Annotated in this window: 17 protein-coding genes and 2 pseudogenes; 10 read left to right on the top strand and 9 right to left on the bottom strand. The window is 68.7% G+C overall.

The genetic code is table 11. The features are described from left to right. Positions 1-4: 4 nt before the first annotated feature. Positions 5-1,639 (bottom strand): acyl-CoA synthetase, encoded by a 1,635-nt coding sequence (locus GRC12_RS00095; protein ID WP_208776513.1) that lies wholly within the window; start codon positions 1,637-1,639, stop codon positions 5-7. 296 nt (positions 1,640-1,935) lie between these two features. On the opposite strand from GRC12_RS00095, the gene GRC12_RS00090 reads away from it, so the two are divergent. From GRC12_RS00090 to GRC12_RS00080, 3 genes are read left to right on the top strand one after another with little or no spacing between them, the layout of a single operon-like run. Beyond that, a complete protein-coding gene (locus GRC12_RS00090; RefSeq protein WP_208776512.1) occupies positions 1,936-2,880 on the top strand; it encodes an SDR family NAD(P)-dependent oxidoreductase in 945 nt (314 codons plus the stop codon). Continuing rightward, positions 2,877-3,116, top strand: coding sequence for a hypothetical protein (locus GRC12_RS00085; protein WP_208776511.1), 240 nt, complete (start codon positions 2,877-2,879; stop codon positions 3,114-3,116). The genes GRC12_RS00090 and GRC12_RS00085 overlap by 4 nt, the downstream gene beginning before the upstream one ends. Beyond that, positions 3,113-3,751 carry a zinc-binding dehydrogenase gene (locus tag GRC12_RS00080; RefSeq protein ID WP_208776510.1) on the top strand — a complete coding sequence of 213 codons (639 nt, stop codon included), beginning with the start codon at positions 3,113-3,115 and terminating at the stop codon, positions 3,749-3,751. The genes GRC12_RS00085 and GRC12_RS00080 overlap by 4 nt, the downstream gene beginning before the upstream one ends. A 69-nt stretch (positions 3,752-3,820) precedes the next feature. Here GRC12_RS00080 and GRC12_RS00075 read toward each other — a convergent pair whose 3' ends face one another. Continuing rightward, positions 3,821-5,191 (bottom strand): aromatic ring-hydroxylating oxygenase subunit alpha, encoded by a 1,371-nt coding sequence (locus GRC12_RS00075; RefSeq protein WP_208776509.1) that lies wholly within the window; start codon positions 5,189-5,191, stop codon positions 3,821-3,823. Positions 5,192-5,440: 249 nt separating this feature from the next. Between GRC12_RS00075 and GRC12_RS00070 the strand changes: the two genes are divergently transcribed. From GRC12_RS00070 to GRC12_RS00055, 4 genes are read left to right on the top strand one after another with little or no spacing between them, the layout of a single operon-like run. Continuing rightward, complete coding sequence (locus GRC12_RS00070; protein ID WP_208776508.1) at positions 5,441-5,632, top strand: ferredoxin; 192 nt, start codon at positions 5,441-5,443, stop codon at positions 5,630-5,632. Positions 5,633-5,634: 2 nt separating this feature from the next. Continuing rightward, a complete protein-coding gene (locus GRC12_RS00065; RefSeq protein ID WP_208776507.1) occupies positions 5,635-6,846 on the top strand; it encodes an NAD(P)/FAD-dependent oxidoreductase in 1,212 nt (403 codons plus the stop codon). A 22-nt stretch (positions 6,847-6,868) separates the two neighbouring features. After that, a complete protein-coding gene (locus GRC12_RS00060) occupies positions 6,869-7,402 on the top strand; it encodes an aromatic-ring-hydroxylating dioxygenase subunit beta (protein WP_208776506.1) in 534 nt (177 codons plus the stop codon). A 14-nt stretch (positions 7,403-7,416) separates the two neighbouring features. Then, a complete protein-coding gene (locus GRC12_RS00055; protein WP_244371816.1) occupies positions 7,417-7,653 on the top strand; it encodes a dihydrodiol dehydrogenase in 237 nt (78 codons plus the stop codon). A gap of 57 nt (positions 7,654-7,710) precedes the next feature. Here the strand turns inward: GRC12_RS00055 and GRC12_RS00050 are convergent, their stop codons facing one another. Both GRC12_RS00050 and GRC12_RS00045 read right to left on the bottom strand, forming a co-directional pair. Beyond that, positions 7,711-8,358 (bottom strand): response regulator, encoded by a 648-nt coding sequence (locus GRC12_RS00050; protein ID WP_244371815.1) that lies wholly within the window; start codon positions 8,356-8,358, stop codon positions 7,711-7,713. Further along, a complete protein-coding gene (locus GRC12_RS00045) occupies positions 8,355-9,488 on the bottom strand; it encodes a GAF domain-containing sensor histidine kinase (RefSeq protein ID WP_208776503.1) in 1,134 nt (377 codons plus the stop codon). The genes GRC12_RS00050 and GRC12_RS00045 overlap by 4 nt, the downstream gene beginning before the upstream one ends. Positions 9,489-9,771: 283 nt before the next feature. On the opposite strand from GRC12_RS00045, the gene GRC12_RS00040 reads away from it, so the two are divergent. Next, complete coding sequence (locus GRC12_RS00040; protein WP_208776502.1) at positions 9,772-10,800, top strand: amidohydrolase family protein; 1,029 nt, start codon at positions 9,772-9,774, stop codon at positions 10,798-10,800. Positions 10,801-10,825: 25 nt separating this feature from the next. Here the strand turns inward: GRC12_RS00040 and GRC12_RS00035 are convergent, their stop codons facing one another. Next, the gene (locus tag GRC12_RS00035; RefSeq protein ID WP_208776501.1) at positions 10,826-11,263 is read right to left on the bottom strand and encodes an Rrf2 family transcriptional regulator; all 438 of its coding nucleotides are present in this window, start codon (positions 11,261-11,263) and stop codon (positions 10,826-10,828) included. A gap of 167 nt (positions 11,264-11,430) precedes the next feature. Between GRC12_RS00035 and GRC12_RS00030 the strand changes: the two genes are divergently transcribed. Beyond that, a complete protein-coding gene (locus tag GRC12_RS00030; protein WP_208776500.1) occupies positions 11,431-12,078 on the top strand; it encodes an NAD(P)-dependent oxidoreductase in 648 nt (215 codons plus the stop codon). 104 nt (positions 12,079-12,182) lie between these two features. Here the strand turns inward: GRC12_RS00030 and GRC12_RS00025 are convergent, their stop codons facing one another. Together GRC12_RS00025 and GRC12_RS00020 are read right to left on the bottom strand one after the other, a co-directional pair. Beyond that, on the bottom strand, positions 12,183-13,427 hold the full coding sequence (locus tag GRC12_RS00025; protein ID WP_208776499.1) for a DUF3500 domain-containing protein: 1,245 nt from the start codon (positions 13,425-13,427) through the stop codon (positions 12,183-12,185). A 23-nt stretch (positions 13,428-13,450) separates the two neighbouring features. Further along, positions 13,451-14,146: a FadR/GntR family transcriptional regulator gene (locus GRC12_RS00020; protein ID WP_208776498.1), complete on the bottom strand. Its 696-nt coding sequence runs from the start codon at positions 14,144-14,146 to the stop codon at positions 13,451-13,453. 80 nt (positions 14,147-14,226) lie between these two features. On the opposite strand from GRC12_RS00020, the gene GRC12_RS00015 reads away from it, so the two are divergent. Then, on the top strand, positions 14,227-15,132 hold the full coding sequence (locus tag GRC12_RS00015; RefSeq protein WP_208776497.1) for a fumarylacetoacetate hydrolase family protein: 906 nt from the start codon (positions 14,227-14,229) through the stop codon (positions 15,130-15,132). 422 nt (positions 15,133-15,554) lie between these two features. Here the strand turns inward: GRC12_RS00015 and GRC12_RS00010 are convergent. Continuing rightward, a pseudogene (locus GRC12_RS00010) lies at positions 15,555-15,908 on the bottom strand (dioxygenase family protein); the annotation flags it as partial. Further along, a pseudogene (locus GRC12_RS00005) lies at positions 15,909-16,092 on the bottom strand (IS5/IS1182 family transposase); the annotation flags it as partial.

Raw genomic sequence — 16,092 nt, 5'->3', positions numbered from 1 at the left:
AATCTCAGGAACCCGCTGTGCCCCGCAGTTGTTCGCGCAGCTCACCGCGGCGGATCTTCCCCGACACCGTCTTGGGCAGCTCGGTGACGAATCGGATCTCGCGCGGGTACTTGTAGGGCGCGGTCAGGCGCTTCACGTGGTCCTGCAGCTCCCGGGCGAGCTGCGGTGAGGCCTCGGCGCCGGGACGAAGGAGCACGAACGCGGTGACGATCTGAGTGCGCGCGGGGTCGTCCTGTCCGACGACCGCGGCCTCGACGACGGCCGGGTGCTCGACGAGCGCCGACTCGACCTCGAACGGGCCGATCCGGTACCCCGAGGACGTGATCACATCGTCCTGACGGCCTTCGAACCAGAAGTAACCGTCCTCGTCGCGGCGCGCCCTGTCGCCGGTGAAGTACCACCCGTTCCTGAAGACGGCCGCGGTGGCCCCGGGATCACGCCAGTAGCCGGCGAACAGCCCCACCGGCCGTTCGGGTTCCACTCTGATGGCGACATTGCCCTCGTCGCCCTGGGCCTGCGGTGTGCCGTCGTCGTCGACCACTTCGACGTCGAAACCGGGGACAGGTCTGCCCATCGACCCGTTGCGCACCGGCAGGCAGCGGAAGTTGGCGAGCACGTTGACCGTCTCGCTCTGGCCGTAGCCGTCGTGGACGACGAGCCCGTGTGTGCCCTCCTCCCAGATCCGGATCACCTCCGGATTCAGCGGCTCGCCGGCCGAGACGCAGTGACGCAGCCTGGACAGGTCGTAGCGCGCGAGATCGGCGACGACCAGTGAGCGGTACAGGGTCGGCGGCGCACAGAACGTCGTGACGCCGTGGCGGGCGAGGGTCTCCAGAATCAGGTCGGGGTCCGACTTGCCCAGATCCATCTCCAGGACCGTCGCGCCCTGTGCCCACTGCCCGAAGAGCTTGCTCCACGCGGCCTTGGCCCAGCCCGTGTCCGACAGGGTCCAGTGCAGGTCACCGGGCCGGAGGTCCTGCCAGTAGCGGGCGGTGACCTGGTGGCCGAGCCCGAAACTGGCCTGGGTGTGCGCGACCATCTTGGGGTAGGCGACCGTGCCGGACGTGAAGTAGATGAGCATCATGTCGTCGGCGGCGGTCGGGTCCGCCGGTGTCGGCGCGTCCGACGCGCGCGCCAGCAGCGCGTCCATCGTGTGCCAGGCGGCCGACGGAGCGGGGCCGACGACGATGCGATGTGCGAGTGCGGGGAGACGTTCGGCGATCTTGTCCAGCTTGACGGCTCCGTCGCCGTCCGTGACGGCCGCGACGGCCTCCGACCGGTCGATCCGGTACTCGATGTCGCGGGGGGTCAGCTGTGGTGTGCCGGGAACGGGAACGGCGCCGATCCGGATCGCCCCCAGCATGGCCACGTACCACTCGGCGATACGCGGGAGCATCATGAAGACCCGCTGCCCCTTGCCGACGCCCAGCCCGGCGAGGGCGTGACCCATGCGCCGGCTCGCCACGTCCAGTTCGCGGAACGTGAACGACGTGGCGACCGCGCCGTCGCGGCCGAGCGTCACCAGGGCGAGATCGTCCGGGTTCTGCCGTGCCCGGCGCCCGAGGATGTCCAGCACGGCGTTGAACCGCTCGGGAACGTCCCAGCGGAACCGGGCCCGCTCGGCGTCGTAGTCCGTCATGTTGGGAAGGGCATCCCGCCCCGGACGTGTCACCGACATAAGCTGTCTCTCCCCTTCGCGTGGGCGGCGGGCGCCCACTGACTGCGGCGCTTCGAGGCTCGCCCGGCGGATCCGGCGCGGTAAACCCCCCAAAGGAAGCGCCCGGTGCCCTACCTTCGGACGCTGGTGAGGGCGGGGGCGCACGGTTAGCGTCACAGCCAATCCCCGACCAGTACGGGCACTGTGCGCACCGCGAGAGCGTCGTCGTGCGTCCGCACCGGGGGCTCGGTCAACCCCAACATCACTGTGGAGGACGGATGAGCGCGGGCGAGTTGCGTTTCGACGGACGGGTGGCGATCGTGACCGGCGCGGGCAGCAACCCCGGGCTCGGGAGGTCGTACGCGCTGCTCCTCGCGTCGCGGGGCGCCAAGGTCGTGGTCAACGACCTCGGTGTCGGCCCCGACGGACGCGGGCAGATCGGCCCAGGCGCCGAGGCGGTCGTCGAGGAGATCCGCGCGGCGGGCGGCGAGGCCGTCGGCGACGGCCACTCCGTCGCCGAACGCGACGGCGCGCGGGCGATCGTGGACCTCGCCGTCGACACCTGGGGCCGGGTCGACATCCTGATCAACAACGCCGGCATCGCGCCGTTCGCGCGCTTCGACGAGATCACCGACCGGGACATCGAACGGGTCATCGGCGTGCACCTGATGGGTCACATCTGGATGTGCCGCGCCGCGTGGCCGCACATGGCCGCCCAGAACTACGGGCGCCTCGTCAACGTCAGCTCGGGCGCCGCGTGGGTGGGCCTGCCCATGCAGTCGATCTACGCCGCCGGCAAGCTCGGGGTCGTGGGCCTGACCCGTTCACTGGCAGCCGAGGGAGCAAAGTACGGGATCAAGGCGAACGCCATTTCACCCTATGCCGACACGCTGGCGCTGCAGACCATGCTGTCGTCGGAGAACAGTGAACGCAACCAGGCATCGGGGTTGACCGCCGACGTCGTGGCCCCGGTCGCGGCATGGCTTGCGCACGAGGACTGCACGATCACCGGCAAGGTGCTCCAGACATCCGGCGGCTCCATCGCAGAGGCCTACCTCAGCCACACCGTGGACACGGAGCCGAACCCGGAGCTGACGCTCGAGTCCGTGCCCGCCGCGGTGAAGCACGCCCTCGACCGTTCTGGAGCAACCGCGTTCGCCGAAGGCGGCGACTTCATCTACGACGTCGTCAAGCCGTACGAGACGACACCACGGACCGCTTGAGCGGAAGTGCCGGCAGCGAACTGCACGTGTACCGCGGTGAGGCAAATCTGCCGACGATGCCGATCTTCAAGGGAGTTCTGCCTTTCCCGGTGAAGTTCGGCTATCAGCAGGTGGGAGTCGTCGAAGTGGCCGGGGCGGAGACCGGATTCGAGGTGGACGAACGGGTTCTCTGCCTGTATCCCCACCAGTCCGTCTTCACCCTCGCGTCCGACCGGGCAAGATACCCGATGCGGTGAGCGACGTGAGCGCGGCGTTCTCGCAGCTGCTCGGCGTAGCCGTCAACAGCCTTGTGACCCGCCCTGTCATGATCGGCGAATACGTCGCCGTGTCGGGGCTCGGGGTCATAGGGATGTTCACCGCCCACCTGGCGCGGCGGGAGGCGTCGAGGCTGATCCTCGTCGAGCCGAACGCCGACCGGAGGGCCGCCGCCGCGTGGATCGGGGCCGACGCGGTCGTGGACCCGCACGACGCCGAGGACACCATCGCCGACCTCACCGGGGGCCGGGGAGTCGACCTCTTCATCGAGTGCAACGGGGTCGGGCCCGCCCTGCAACTGGCGCTCGACAGCACCGCGATGGAGGGAACGATCACAGTGACCGCGTGGTACGGAGCCCGCGAGGTGTCGCTGTCCCTCTCCCCGGAGTTCCACCTCCGCCGGCACCACGTGCTGAGCTCGGGACCTTCCCTCCCCGCGGACCTCGGCCCCCGGTGGACCCACGCACGCATCCAGTCGGTCGCCTTCGAGCAGGTCGCGCAGCTCGACGTGGACAAGCTCTTCGACATCAGACGTGTACCGTTCGCCGACGCTCCACAGGGATACGCCCTGCTCGACGCAGCGAACCCCCCGCGGCCGTGCTCTTCCGCGTACTGACAGCAGGTCTCCGGCACGCATGGCGTTGGCGGGCGGCGCGGCCGCCCGCCAACGCTGTTTCCTTCTGTGTCAGGACTTCGCCAGCAGCTCGCTCCAGCGCCGCCACCAGCGGAGCTGGTTCCTCTCGCCGAAGGCCGTGGTGCTGGCCTCGCCGGGGCCGATCCAGTCGGTCTGGGGCTCGTACTCGCTCATCCCGTCCAGGCCCATCTGGAAGTTGAGCTTCATGTCCTTGCGGGCGAACGGCGAGCGGCCCACCATCGGGCCCCCACGCCAGACGACCGTGTCGTCCTGCTCGAAGACCCCCGAGGGGCTGAATCCCAGCACGCTGGCTTGGTATGAGGCTTCGTTGAACTCCTGCGGCGCAGCGTTCCAGACCAGAGGCCAGTTCCACAGCTCGAACTCCTCGGGCCCGCGCGGCTGCCACTGGCGCAGGCAGGTGAAGCTCACCGGTAGCCGGCCCGGCGCGATCGAGGTGGCGGCCTTGATGAGCGACAGGTTCGGGAAGATCGTGAAACCGACCACCGTGTACCGCGACTCGAGGAACTCACGCTGGTCGGGGCTGAACCCGGAGAGATCGAAGGTCGAGGTCACCTCGGGGGGATAGTCCATGATCCCGTAGTGGGACTCCGGCAGGAAGGCCGGGGTGACGATGAGCCCGTGCCCGCCTTCTATGGCGACATGGAAATTCCCGGTGACCGACCCCGAGATGTCGGGGATGAGGCCGATGTCCTCCAGCGAGCGATGCGCGGACTGCACGTGGTAGGCGTCACCGACGAAATTCTCGGCGCCCGACTTCCAGTTGGCCGGCACGACCCAGCGGTGCGGATCGCCGGCCGCCCTCATCCCCTGTTCATTGAGGCCGAACAACACGTCCAGGTACCAGCACATGTCGCCCAGGTACTCGCGGAGCGACACCGCGTCGGGGTCCAGGCAGGCGAAGATCAGACCCTGGTAGCTGTCCACCCGCGGCGCCTTCCGCAAACCCCAGCGGGATGCGTCGATCTTGCGGTACGCCTTGGCGCGGAACGGCGCGCCGTTCCATTCGCCGGAGTTCTTGTAGATCCAGCCGTGATAGGGACACCGGAAATGCGAGGTGTTTCCCTTCTCCGCCCGGCACACGGGCGATGCACGGTGCACGCAGTTGTTCATCAGCAGCTGGATCTCGCCCTGCTCGTCGCGAACGAGGATGAACTGGTCCTCGCCGATGTAGCGGAGAACGTAGTCGCCCGGTTGAGGAATTTCCGAGACGTGTCCGACGAACACCCAGCACTTGGTGAAGATGCGGTCCAGTTCGGCACGGTGGAGTTCGGGGTCGTTCAACACCCGTGGCGAAAGAACCCCTTGCTCGAGGTCCTTCTGGACCTCCGCGAGGAAGGTCTGCATCGAACCGTTCAGCGAACCGTAACCACCAGTTCCGGCCTGCTGGTCAGCAGACACCATAAGATCCTCCTCGAATTCACCTGCTCCAGGACGCCTGGTCGAAAAGGATGTCTTATCGGTTTCCAGGCGACAGCGTCGCCGACGCTAACCCTGTCGATCCACCGGTGTAACCCCTTCAAAGGAAGCAACCCGTCCCCGACCTTTGGACGCTGTCCGCCGTCAGGGCGGGCCATTACAGTCGGCTTCGATCGACCTCGGCGCATTGCAACCGGTGACGGCCGACGCGCCGCCGGCAGGGAATGGGAGAACATGAAGGTACTGGTGGACCGTGGGAAGTGTCAGGGGTACGGCAACTGTGTCGTCGCCGGGCCGGATGTCTTCGATCTCGACGACGACGGGTTCGTCCAGTTGCTCGTCGAGGAACCCTCTCAGGAGCTGCGGGCCCAGGTCCAGCACGCTGTTCGCGACTGTCCGGCGCGTGCGCTCGGCCTGGAGGACTGACGGTGTCCCGCCGTCGGCGCGTCCTGGTGGCCGGTGCCTCGCTCGCGGGCGTAAGAACCGCCGAGACCCTGCGGGATCGCGGTTTCGACGGCGAGATCGTGCTGGTCGGGGCGGAGCAGCAACTGCCGTACGACCGGCCGCCCCTGTCGAAGGCCCTGCTCGAGGGGCAAGGGACGGCGGACGACGTCCGCCTGTTGACCAGTGACCAGGTGTCCGCGCTCGACCTCGACCTGCGGCTCGGGCGTCGAGCGCTCGCTCTGGATCCGGTACGAAGGGCGGTGGAGCTCGACGACGGCGAGGCGCTGGGCTATGACCAGCTGGTGATCGCCACCGGTAGCGCGCCGTGGATGCCGCGCGACTGGGACCTCTTCGAAGGCATCTACCCGCTGCGTACAGTCGACGACTGCCTCGCGATCCGATCGGCGCTCCAAGGCTCGCCACGCGTCGCCGTCGTCGGCGGTGGTCCCATCGGATGCGAGGTCGCGTCGACCGCCCGCCGGCTCGGTTGTGAGGTCGTGCAGATCGAGCCGCTCGCGGCCCCGATGGCGCGCGTACTCGGTACCGAGATCGCCCTCGCCTGCGCCGAGATCCCCCTGGACGCCGGAGTGCGGCTGGTCTGCGGCACGGCTGTCGAGGGATTCGACGGAGGGGTACGCGTGGAGCGCGTACGTCTCAGGGACGGCCGCATGATCGAAGCGGACGTCGTCGTCGTCGGCATCGGCGCGCGCCCGGTGACCGACTGGCTCTTCGGGTCCGGCGTGAGCGTCTCCGACGGGGTGATGTGCGACGACCGGTGCGCCACGTCCGTGGCCGGTGTCTACGCGGCGGGTGACGTGGCACGGTGGTTCAACCCGCTGTTCGAGCAGACGATGCGGATCGAGCACTGGACCAACGCCTCCGAGCAGGGGGCGTTCGTCGCCCGCGCACTCCTCGACGGGCGGCAGGCCGGCAGCTACTCACCGGTCCCCTTCGTCTGGTCCGAGCAGTACGGGGTCAAATACGAGGTGGCGGGCGTTCCGCATCCGACCGACCGGATCCGGATCGTCGAGGGGTCGGTCGCCGAGCGGCGGTTCGTGGCCGTCTACGAGCGCGAGGAGCGGCTGACCGGCGCGTTCGCGCTCAATTCGACACGGAGCCTGCTCAAGTTCCGGCGTCTGCTCGCGCGCGATGGCGCACACGCCGAACGAGTCGACGTCCCATCCATATCCTCCTGAACCCGGTGCGAAAGGCGAGGCGATGACGGTAGAGCAGACGAGGACAGCGCTGGTCGCTGCGGAGCTGGAACGGGCCTGCGTGCAGTTTCTGTACCGCGAGGCCGAGCTCCTGGACGAGGCCGACTACACCGGCTGGTTCGACACATGCCTGTCGGAGGATCTCGAGTACCTGATCCCGATCCGCACGACGCGCGAACGCTCGTCGGGCATCCCGGAGTTCAGCCGGCAGGCCTACCACATGAAGGACACCTACGCGAGCTTGCGCCTGCGGGTCGACCGACTGCTGACCGAGCACGCGTGGGCGGAGGACCCGCCCTCGCGGACCCGCCGTGTCGTGACCAATGTGCGGGTGCGCGAGCTGGGACCGGACGAGGTGGAGGTGAAGAGCTACCTGACGCTCCACCGCTCCCAGTGGGACACCGTCGACTACGACCTGCTGGTTGCGGAGCGCCAGGACGTACTGCGCTCAGAGGCGGGCACATGGCGGCTGCGGCGGCGTGAGGTGCTGCTCAACCACACGATCCTCGGCACGGCCAACCTCGGTATCTTCCTCTAGGCAGGGGTGTGGACATGGCCGAGAACCAGTACAGCGACGATCCACCGATCCAGATCTCCAACGAGTTCGCCGACATACGTGTCCGCAAGGTCTACACGCGCAACGGCGAGCGGCTTGAGATCCAGGCCCCCCGGCGCGGGTATCGGATCCTGCTCGACGCCGTCGAGCTCGAGAGCCTCACCTGGCAGACCCCGGAGACGTTCTCCGGCTTTCTGCGCGCTTCGGTCGGACAGGACGCCGACGACGGGTGACCGCCTCCGCGGCGTGCTGCCGCCCGGGACGCGACCGGCCTTCGGGGAGCGGTCCGGCTACGCTCTCTGCGAGCCGGGGGCGACGAGCCCGAGCTCGTATGCGCGGACGACCGCCTCCAGCCGGGAGGAAGCGTCCAGCTTCTGCAGAAGGTCGGTCACATATCCCTTCACGGTCGTCTCGGACAGACAGAGCTGTTGTGCGATCTTGCGGTTCGAGCAACCGTGTGCGAGGAGTTCGAGCACTCCCTCCTCTCGCTCCGTGAGCTTCACCGTTCCCAGTGCCTGGCGCCTGATGACCTCCGGTGCCAGCTTTCTGGCGATCCGCGGGTCGAGCACGAACTGACCTGCGAGCAGCGCCCTCAAGGCGGCGCCGACATTGAGTTCCGAGGTGTCCTTCAGGAGACATCCGTTCGCGCCTGCCGCGATACACGCGTGAAGGACCGCGGCGTCGTCGAAGGCGGTGAAGATGACGATGACTACGTTGGGCAGGAGTTCCCGCAGTTCCCGGCAGAGTTCCTCCGGCGGCATCGAACCTGGCATCCGGGCGTCGAGAAGGATCATCTCCGGACGCTCGTCGTGCGCGAGAGCGAGAGCCGTCGTCGCGTCGTCGGCCTCGGAGATCTCGCACTCTCCGAGACTGGAGGTCACGACCACGCGCAGTCCGCGGCGTGCCACCGGATGGTCGTCGACAAGAAGCACGTTCATCTGACCGCCAGATCGTTGTACGGAAGATCGAGCCGCAGCACGGCTCGGCTGGTCGGGGCCGCCGCAAGCCGGAGTGAACCGCCGAGGCGCTCCGCGCGAGCACGCAGGGTGCGGATACCGGTCCCGGTCCCGGTCTCGCTCGCCGGCGGCGTGTGAGCCGGCTCTGGCGGCATATCGACGGCCAGGGTCCTGACCACGAGCGAGAGTCTTCCCTCTGCGCGGACGATCTCGACTTCGACGAGACTCGCGTGAGCGTGCTTCACGGCGTTGCGCGCTCCTTCAACCGCTGTGTCGATCACCAGGCGGGCGATGTGGTCGGGCATGCGTGCGAAGGTGCCGCGCCGCACAACGCGCACCGTGCAGCCGGTGACGTCCTCCAACAGCCTCAGCTCGCCGTCGAGTTGGACGTCGAATGTAAGGTTCTCCGGATCACGGTGAAGTGCGAGGAGAGTGTCCCGCAGCTCTCGCCGCGCGTCGGCCGCCGTCGCCTCGATCTCCTCGATGGCCTCGAGATGGCCGACCGGATCCTCCTTGGCACGAGAAGCCTGTGCGAGCGCGCCGATGGTGAACAGCCGTTGTGCGACCGAATCGTGGAGCTCGTTGGCGAGGCGCTCGCGCTCACGCAGTCGGGCCAGTTCGAGTTCGAGCTCGCGCACACGGATCTGCTCGAGACCTACGGATACGAACGCGCCGAGCTGCTCCAGGACCGCGACCGCGCGGTCACCGAGTACTCCGTCGAGGTGTGCGCCGGCATACAGCAGTGCCTCCACACCCGCAGGACCGGACACGGGAACACAGGCGACCGCTCGCAGCCCCTCTCCTCGTGCCACGATCTCGACAAAGTCGCGACTGATGTGCGCGTCCGTCGCGTAGTCCGCGACGATCATGGGGCGTTCACGCGTCAGGACTTCCCCACCGAGCCCGGTGTGCGGACGTACGACGATGCTGTTCCACCGCGGGTCACGGATTCCTTTGGCCGAGGTGATGGGGAATTCCGTGGAGCCGGTCCCGACCGCCGCGAAGGCGACGTCCGAACCCAGCGCGTCTCGGGCGACATCGACGGCAGCCCGGACGACGGCCGACGGGGTGGGTTGGAGTGCGATGGCTTTGGCTGGCGCGTGAATGTTCATGACATACCGCTCTTCCACGGCGACGATGCCGAGTCACAGCAACGTAACACAGCGGATGCTAGTTGACCATGGAGCGGTAACCGACCAAAAGTAGGGCCCAGTTGCTTCCTTAGCAGGGGTTACCGCTGCGGAACCTGACGCTACGGTCCTGTCGTCGGGTCCTGCCGGGGCGGCTGGAAACACCGCGAACATCTGGGCCGTACCGACCGGCAGGCACTGCCGACATTCGAGCCACGAGGAAGGAACTCTTCATGCGGCTCATTCCTGGCGGCGAGGTCGCCCCATGACGATCATCGCTCTTGAGGAGCATTACAGTACGCAATCGCTGCGGGATGCGAATGCCGGCCATTTCCTCCTGCGTAACCCGCTCGTGCGGGATTCCGACGACGCGCGCGCCGGAACGGGGTTCGCGGGCGCCGGTCGGGAGCTGGTCGGGCGGCTCCACGATCTCGGTGAGCGGCGGCTGGCGAACATGGACGCGGCCGGCATCGACGTACAGGTTCTCTCACAGTCCACTCCCGGTCCGGAGAACCTGGAGGCGAGCCTGGCCGTGCGCCTCGCGGCCGAGGCCAACGATGTCGCGGCCGAGGCCATTTCCGTGCATCCGGACCGCTTCGCCGGGTTCGCTACGCTCCCGACACCCGATCCCCGCGCGGCCGCGAAGGAACTCGAACGGACCGTGAGCGGCCTCGGTTTCGTCGGGGCGTTGACAAGCGGCCATGTTCGCGGGCGGTATCTCGAGGACCAGTTCTTCTGGCCGGTCTTCGAAGCCGCCGAAGCGCTCGACGTCCCGATCTACCTCCACCCCGGTGTGCCACCCCAGGCGGTGATCGACGCGATCTACACCGGGTTCTCCCCGATGGTCAACGCCGCTCTCGCCGCGGGCGCGTGGGGATGGCACATCGACACCGGATTCCATGTGCTCCGGTTGATTCTCGGTGGGGTGTTCGACCGGTTCCCCGGCCTCCAGCTCATCATCGGCCACATGGGCGAGGTGCTGCCGTCGATGATCTGGCGGGCGAACTGGATGCTGAACGGGATCAGTGGCCTGGACCGGCCGGTTCAGGAGTACTTCACCGAGAACATCCACATCACCACCAGCGGTGTCTTCGACCACGCCGCGTTCGCCGCCGCCGTGCACGCCGTAGGGACCGATCGCATCCTGTTCTCTGTCGACTACCCCTACAGCAGCAACGACGAGGCGCGCGCGTTCCTCGACGGACTGCCGGTCAGCGTTCCGGACAGGGAGAAGATCGCCCACACCAACGCCGAGCGGCTGCTCAGGCTGGGCAACCGGACGCAAGGCCGATAGCGATTGACTGATCCTCGCCGCGGACTCAGGCGTCGTCCAGGGCCGCGGCCCTTCCCTCACGCAGCACGTCGGCGACGGTGGTGCGGGCGAGCTCGGCCAGCAAGGCACGGCGTGCCCGGCGGTCCAGTGCGAGGAGACTGTCGTGCACGCGCCTGCCGGCGCCGCAGTCGGGCTGCGGGGCGTGCATACCGAGGACCGGGTCCTCGCCGTTGAGGGCCAGCCAGACCATGGCCAGGTCGATCTCCTCGGGCTCGCGCTGGAGCATCCAGCCGCCGCGCGGACCGGGGTGGGAACGGACCAGTCCGGCGGCGCGCAGCTGACCGAGGATGCGCCGCGCGTGTGCGGCGTTGGTCGCGGGGCTGAAGGCGAGGGACTGCGAGTCCCGCCATTCACCGGGTTGGGCCGCCAGCAGGGTGAGCAGGTGGACGCCGACCGCGAACTGGGTGTTCGTGGGCTGTGCCATGACTTCATGGTACGGCCCCCGACGCGAATCGTATCCAGCGCTGTTACAGTTCTATTCGTAAGCGTCGCAGTTTCGAATGCGGGCGGCGTCGCGGGGAGCGCTGTGCGTGCTCGCGACTGCCAGCCCTTTCCTTTCATGACAGACGCACTCACCCAGGGAGATCACCCATGGCAGTCATCACCGTCTTCGGCGCCACCGGCTACGCCGGCGGCCACATCACCGACGAGGCTCTGCGCCGCGGCCACGAGCTCATCGCGGTCAACCGCACCGGCTCCGCCGAGGCCCGCCCCGGCCTCACCCCCGTCGCCGGATCCATCGAGGACGAGACGCTGGTGCGCGACCTCGCGGCCAAGTCCGACGTTCTGGTCGTCGCGGTACACGGCAGCGTGGACGGCGAGCCGTTCCTGCTCCCGCTCGTCCCGTCACTCCTGAAGGCGGCCGCCGAGGGTGGCGCCCGGCTCGGTGTCGTGGGCGGCGCGGGTAGCCTGCACGTGTCGGAGGGCGGACCGCGGCTGATCGACGTGGCGGGCGATCTGCCGCCGGCCATCAAGCTCGAGGCGGGCCACCTGGCGCAGGCCCTGGACGCACTGCTGGCCGCCGACACCGAGGCGGACTGGTTCTTCCTCAGCCCGTCCGCGGAGTTCGGCGCCCACGCCCCTGGCGAGCGCACCGGTGTCTTCCGCCTCGGCGGAGACGTGCTGCTCTCCGACGCCGACGGAAAGTCCGCGATCTCCGGCGCCGACTACGCCATCGCCTTCGTCGACGAGATAGAAAAGCCGGCCCACCACCGCGCGCGGTTCACCGTCGGCTACTGACGTGGCAGGGCCCGGGGCCCCGGCCCTGGCCGGAGATCCCCGGGCCCGGCCAGACTCCTCGGACGCACCCCGGCAGGACGCAACCTGCTTGGCGAGACGGATGCTCAGGCGTTCCGGGCCTGCCAGGCACGCACGTAGGCACGGCCGTAGTCGTTGCCGTGCGGAGTGCGCAGCACCGTATGGATGTGGAACGGCTTGGGGGTGTCGTAGTCGAGGAAGACACCGCAGTGGTGGTCGAGTTCGGCGATGAGAACCGGTGACTGCAGCCGGTAGTAGAAGACGTCGCCGACCTCGTGTCCGCCGATCCAGCTGAACCAGGTCTGGTCGAGGTGGTCGTGGATCTCACGCATCCGGGCCGCGCGCGGGCCGGCGGGGAGCAGGGACACGAACGACTCGGCGATCTGAAGGAGGACCTTGCGGGCCTGCTCGGGCATGTCCGCGGCCCGTAGGCCCTCAAGAGGGATCACCCGGTTGTCCTGGAAGGCGCCGGCGAGGTGGCGTTCGTCGCCGGGGTGGATGCGGCCCGGCGGCATGGCGGGATCGACCATGTGCCGGTACACGGTCGCCGCCGCACGCTGGTCCTGCGGCAGCGCGGCCATCAGGTCCGTGCCGAGCCGGATCCGGTCGGTCAGGGCCAGCGTGCCGGCGCGGGGGCCGTCGTCGATCTCGTTGGGTTCCGCACCCAGAAAGACGGGGCTGACGACCATGCGCCCCTCGACCACGAGGCAGTTGACGGCACAGTGGTGGCCGAACAACTGCCAGCCCCAGGGCGCGGTGAGGTCGGGCTCGCCGTAGAGCGCGACGTTGTAGCTGAACTCGTTGAGGATGGTCTCCAGACCCACGACCTCGCCGAGGAAGCCGTTGATCAGCATCATGTCGTGCACCAGGCGGAAGCCTTCGGGGCTCAGCGAGGCCTCGACCAGGGCGAGGGCCTTCTTGCGGACCTCCGAGGGCTGGAACTCCAGGCGGATGCCCGTGTCGAACTGCATGAACTCCGGATTGGCCCAGGTCTGCCACTCCACCGCGTCCACCGGGTGGAGCAGCTTGGCGCGGGCATCCTCGTCCAGTGCCGCCAGCAGGTCCCGCGCCGCTGCGACCATGTCGGCGACGGGCGCCTCCTCACCGGGACGAGCCGGTTCCCAGGCGTGCACCTCGGGTCGCAGCGTGCCGTCCTCGGTCACTCCGTGGAACTCGGCGAGCTGGAGGGGTTTCCAGCCCTGGATCAGCCCGCCGGTGAAAGGATCCGCCTTGGCCGCCTCACGGTATTCGTAGGCGTCCAGGCCCCGGATCGAGGACAGGCGCGGCGAGTCCGGCGGGAAGAGGTACTTGCGGTACTCGGCTGATGACATGACGGCTCCTGCGTGCTGTGCGTTCAGTCGGTCTGGTTGTGGCGCGCGACGGCCGCCCGGACGGCGTCCTCGTCCCCGGCGGCGATGGCGTCCACCAGTTCGGTGTGAATCCGCAGCCGCTTGGCTCGGTAGGCGTCGACATCCCCGTCGGCGGTACGCGCGGTGGACGACGTCAAGTGCCCGAGCGTGCCGACGTAGACCGCGCGGGCCATCGTGTTCGGGCACAGCTGCGCGATGCGCTCGTGCAGTGCCCAGTTGGCACGCAGGAAGGCGTCCCAGTCCGGCGCGGCGGCCATGTCGTCCAGGCAAGCCCGCAGCGCCGGGACATCGGCCTCCCCCGCACAACGGGCGGCGCCGACGTCGATGAGCTCCTCGAGGTGGTTGCGCAGCTCGATGGCGTCCGCGACCGTACCCGGCTCCCCCGCGACGCTGAGCAGCGTGTGCCGCAGCCGGACCACCGGACTCTGGTCGGCCACGAACAGGCCGCCGCCGCGACCGGGCCGGATCTCCAGCACCCCTCGGTCGCGCAGGAGCCGGATGGCCTCGCTGACCGTGGCACGTGCCAGCCCGGACTCCTGCCGGATCTCCTCGATGGTGCCGATCGCGGAACCGGGACTCAGTTCGCGGATACGGCCCTGAAGTGCGGCGGCGAGTTGCTCGGCCCGCGTGCCGCCGGGAGCGCTCAGCCCGGCCAGCAGGGCGCGTTTCTCGGTTACCATGCCGCCATTCAACCATAAAGGTTGTAACCTTTAGAAGAGAATGGCGACCGTGTCGTCTTCTTCCGAGCCGAGGAGTGCGGATGCAGATCGTGGGAGTGGCGTACGGCGACGAGGTGCGGGTGGCCGATCTGTCGCCCGACGGCGAGAGGCTCACCCTGGTGGCCGGGCTGCGGGAGTTCTGGGCCGATGCCGAAGGGTGCCTGGCAAGCCCCGACGGCGAGACCCTGACCATCAGTCAGGCGAACCTGGTACCGCCGGTGCTGCCGGACGCGCAGATGCTGTGCGTGGGGCTGAACTACCTCGACCACGTCGCCGAAGGGTCCTTCCGGGGCCAGGAACTGCCCGAGTACCCCACGCTGTTCGCACGGTGGACGCGGTCGCTGACGGTCGGTGGGGCCGAGATCCCCGTGCCGGCCACCGAGGACGGTCTGGACTGGGAGGGCGAGATCGTGGCCTGGGTGGGCCGCACCCTGGTGGACGCAGACCCCGATGAGGCCCTCGACGCGGTGATCGGCTACTCGACGTTCAACGACGTCACCGCACGGCGGGCGCAGAAACTGACCTCGCAGTGGATCCTCGGAAAGAACGCCGACCGCTCCGGTCCGCTGGGCCCCATGGTGCCTGCGAGCGAGGTGGGAGACCTGCGGGACGGACTGCGACTGCGGACACGGGTCAACGGCCGGACCGTCCAGGACGCTTCCACCAGTCAGATGATCCACCGCGTGGGCGAGACGCTGTCCCACATCTCCCGCACCCTCACCCTGCGCCCGGGTGACCTGCTGGCCACCGGCACCCCCTCCGGCGTCGGCTACGCCCGCACGCCGGCCTGGCTGCTGGAGCCCGGCGACGTGGTCGAGGTCGAGGTCGAACGCCTCGGGACCCTCCGGAACACGATCGTGGGCCCGGAGCACCGCCGGAATCCCACTTCCGGGGCGGTTGCCGACGAGGGCGCGGGCGTTCCCGCGGTCTCTTCCCGACGGGGTTAACTCTCCTCCCCCGGCAGGACGCGCCGGTGGGACCGTTCCGGACACCGCACCCCCACCAACCGTGTCCGGAACGGGGGTTGGCCGTTCCGGTAGGCCGCCTGGTCGGCCGCTACGCCGTCCGGGCCCGGTGGGTCGTGGACCCGCCCAGGCGGTGGCTCGCCGCCTTGCGCCAGAGCCGGGTTCCTACCCCGCGGCTGTCCGAGCTTGAGACCTCATGCCAGGGGTCGCCCCGCCACGCGGCCGTCGGGAGGTGTACGACGGCCGTGCTGTCCGCCCGGCGTGGGTTGGACGTGGGAACGGCGGCGAGGACCCGTCGGCCACACCGGCGAGGTCCTCGCGGGACAGCCCCGGATCGCGGAGCGCGCGGCGGCTGGAGGTGCGGCCGTCCAAGGTCGGCCCTCCAGCGCGTCCTCAGGCCGAGGTCACTGGGATCGACGAGACGACTCTTGCGGAAGGAGCACGATGTCGAACCCCACTCGGGACCAGCTCTGCCCCGACAGGTCGCGTCCGTCGGGTGTCGGAGTGCCGGCCGCCTGCAGTTCGAACCGCTTGACGAGGGACTCCTTGACGCCGAACACGGCGTCGGAGTCGAGCAGGTGGTCGCCCTCCACGAAGATATGGGTGACGAGCGTGCGCAGTCCCGGTGCGGTGGCCATGAAGTGCAGGTGGGACGCGCGGAGCGGAGAACGCCCGGTCGCCTCCAGCAGGCGCCCCACCGGCCCGTCGTGCGGGATGGGATACGGCGTCGGGGTGAGCCCCCAGAAGGCGTAGTGGCCCTAGGTCGCTTCTGATGGCTCTTGGACGGTGTCTCGGAGCCAGATGACGATCGCCGCCACGGTCAGGGTGCCGTTGAAGATGTAGTCGCGTTTGTCGTAGCGCGTGGCGACAGCGCGGAACTGCTTCCACTTGCTCACGCACCGCTCGACGGCACTGCGTCGGCGGTACTGCGCCTTGTCGAAG

It is taken from the genome of Streptomyces griseorubiginosus (assembly GCF_017614965.1).
GTDB lineage: Bacteria > Actinomycetota > Actinomycetes > Streptomycetales > Streptomycetaceae > Streptomyces > Streptomyces griseorubiginosus_B.
The sequence above is the reverse complement of the archived record's forward strand: the minus strand, read 5'-3'. Positions and strand labels throughout refer to the sequence as shown.

Bases quoted from the DNA above. Each gene is read 5' to 3' on its own strand.
- GRC12_RS00095 (WP_208776513.1), bottom strand. From the start codon at position 1,639: ATGACGGACTACGACGCCGAGCGGGCCCGGTTCCGCTGGGACGTTCCC.
- GRC12_RS00090 (WP_208776512.1), top strand. From the start codon at position 1,936: ATGAGCGCGGGCGAGTTGCGTTTCGACGGACGGGTGGCGATCGTGACC.
- GRC12_RS00075 (WP_208776509.1), bottom strand. From the start codon at position 5,191: ATGGTGTCTGCTGACCAGCAGGCCGGAACTGGTGGTTACGGTTCGCTG.
- GRC12_RS00070 (WP_208776508.1), top strand. From the start codon at position 5,441: ATGAAGGTACTGGTGGACCGTGGGAAGTGTCAGGGGTACGGCAACTGT.
- GRC12_RS00060 (WP_208776506.1), top strand. From the start codon at position 6,869: ATGACGGTAGAGCAGACGAGGACAGCGCTGGTCGCTGCGGAGCTGGAA.
- GRC12_RS00055 (WP_244371816.1), top strand. From the start codon at position 7,417: ATGGCCGAGAACCAGTACAGCGACGATCCACCGATCCAGATCTCCAAC.
- GRC12_RS00050 (WP_244371815.1), bottom strand. From the start codon at position 8,358: ATGAACGTGCTTCTTGTCGACGACCATCCGGTGGCACGCCGCGGACTG.
- GRC12_RS00045 (WP_208776503.1), bottom strand. From the start codon at position 9,488: ATGAACATTCACGCGCCAGCCAAAGCCATCGCACTCCAACCCACCCCG.
- GRC12_RS00040 (WP_208776502.1), top strand. From the start codon at position 9,772: ATGACGATCATCGCTCTTGAGGAGCATTACAGTACGCAATCGCTGCGG.
- GRC12_RS00035 (WP_208776501.1), bottom strand. From the start codon at position 11,263: ATGGCACAGCCCACGAACACCCAGTTCGCGGTCGGCGTCCACCTGCTC.
- GRC12_RS00030 (WP_208776500.1), top strand. From the start codon at position 11,431: ATGGCAGTCATCACCGTCTTCGGCGCCACCGGCTACGCCGGCGGCCAC.
- GRC12_RS00025 (WP_208776499.1), bottom strand. From the start codon at position 13,427: ATGTCATCAGCCGAGTACCGCAAGTACCTCTTCCCGCCGGACTCGCCG.
- GRC12_RS00020 (WP_208776498.1), bottom strand. From the start codon at position 14,146: ATGGTAACCGAGAAACGCGCCCTGCTGGCCGGGCTGAGCGCTCCCGGC.
- GRC12_RS00015 (WP_208776497.1), top strand. From the start codon at position 14,227: ATGCAGATCGTGGGAGTGGCGTACGGCGACGAGGTGCGGGTGGCCGAT.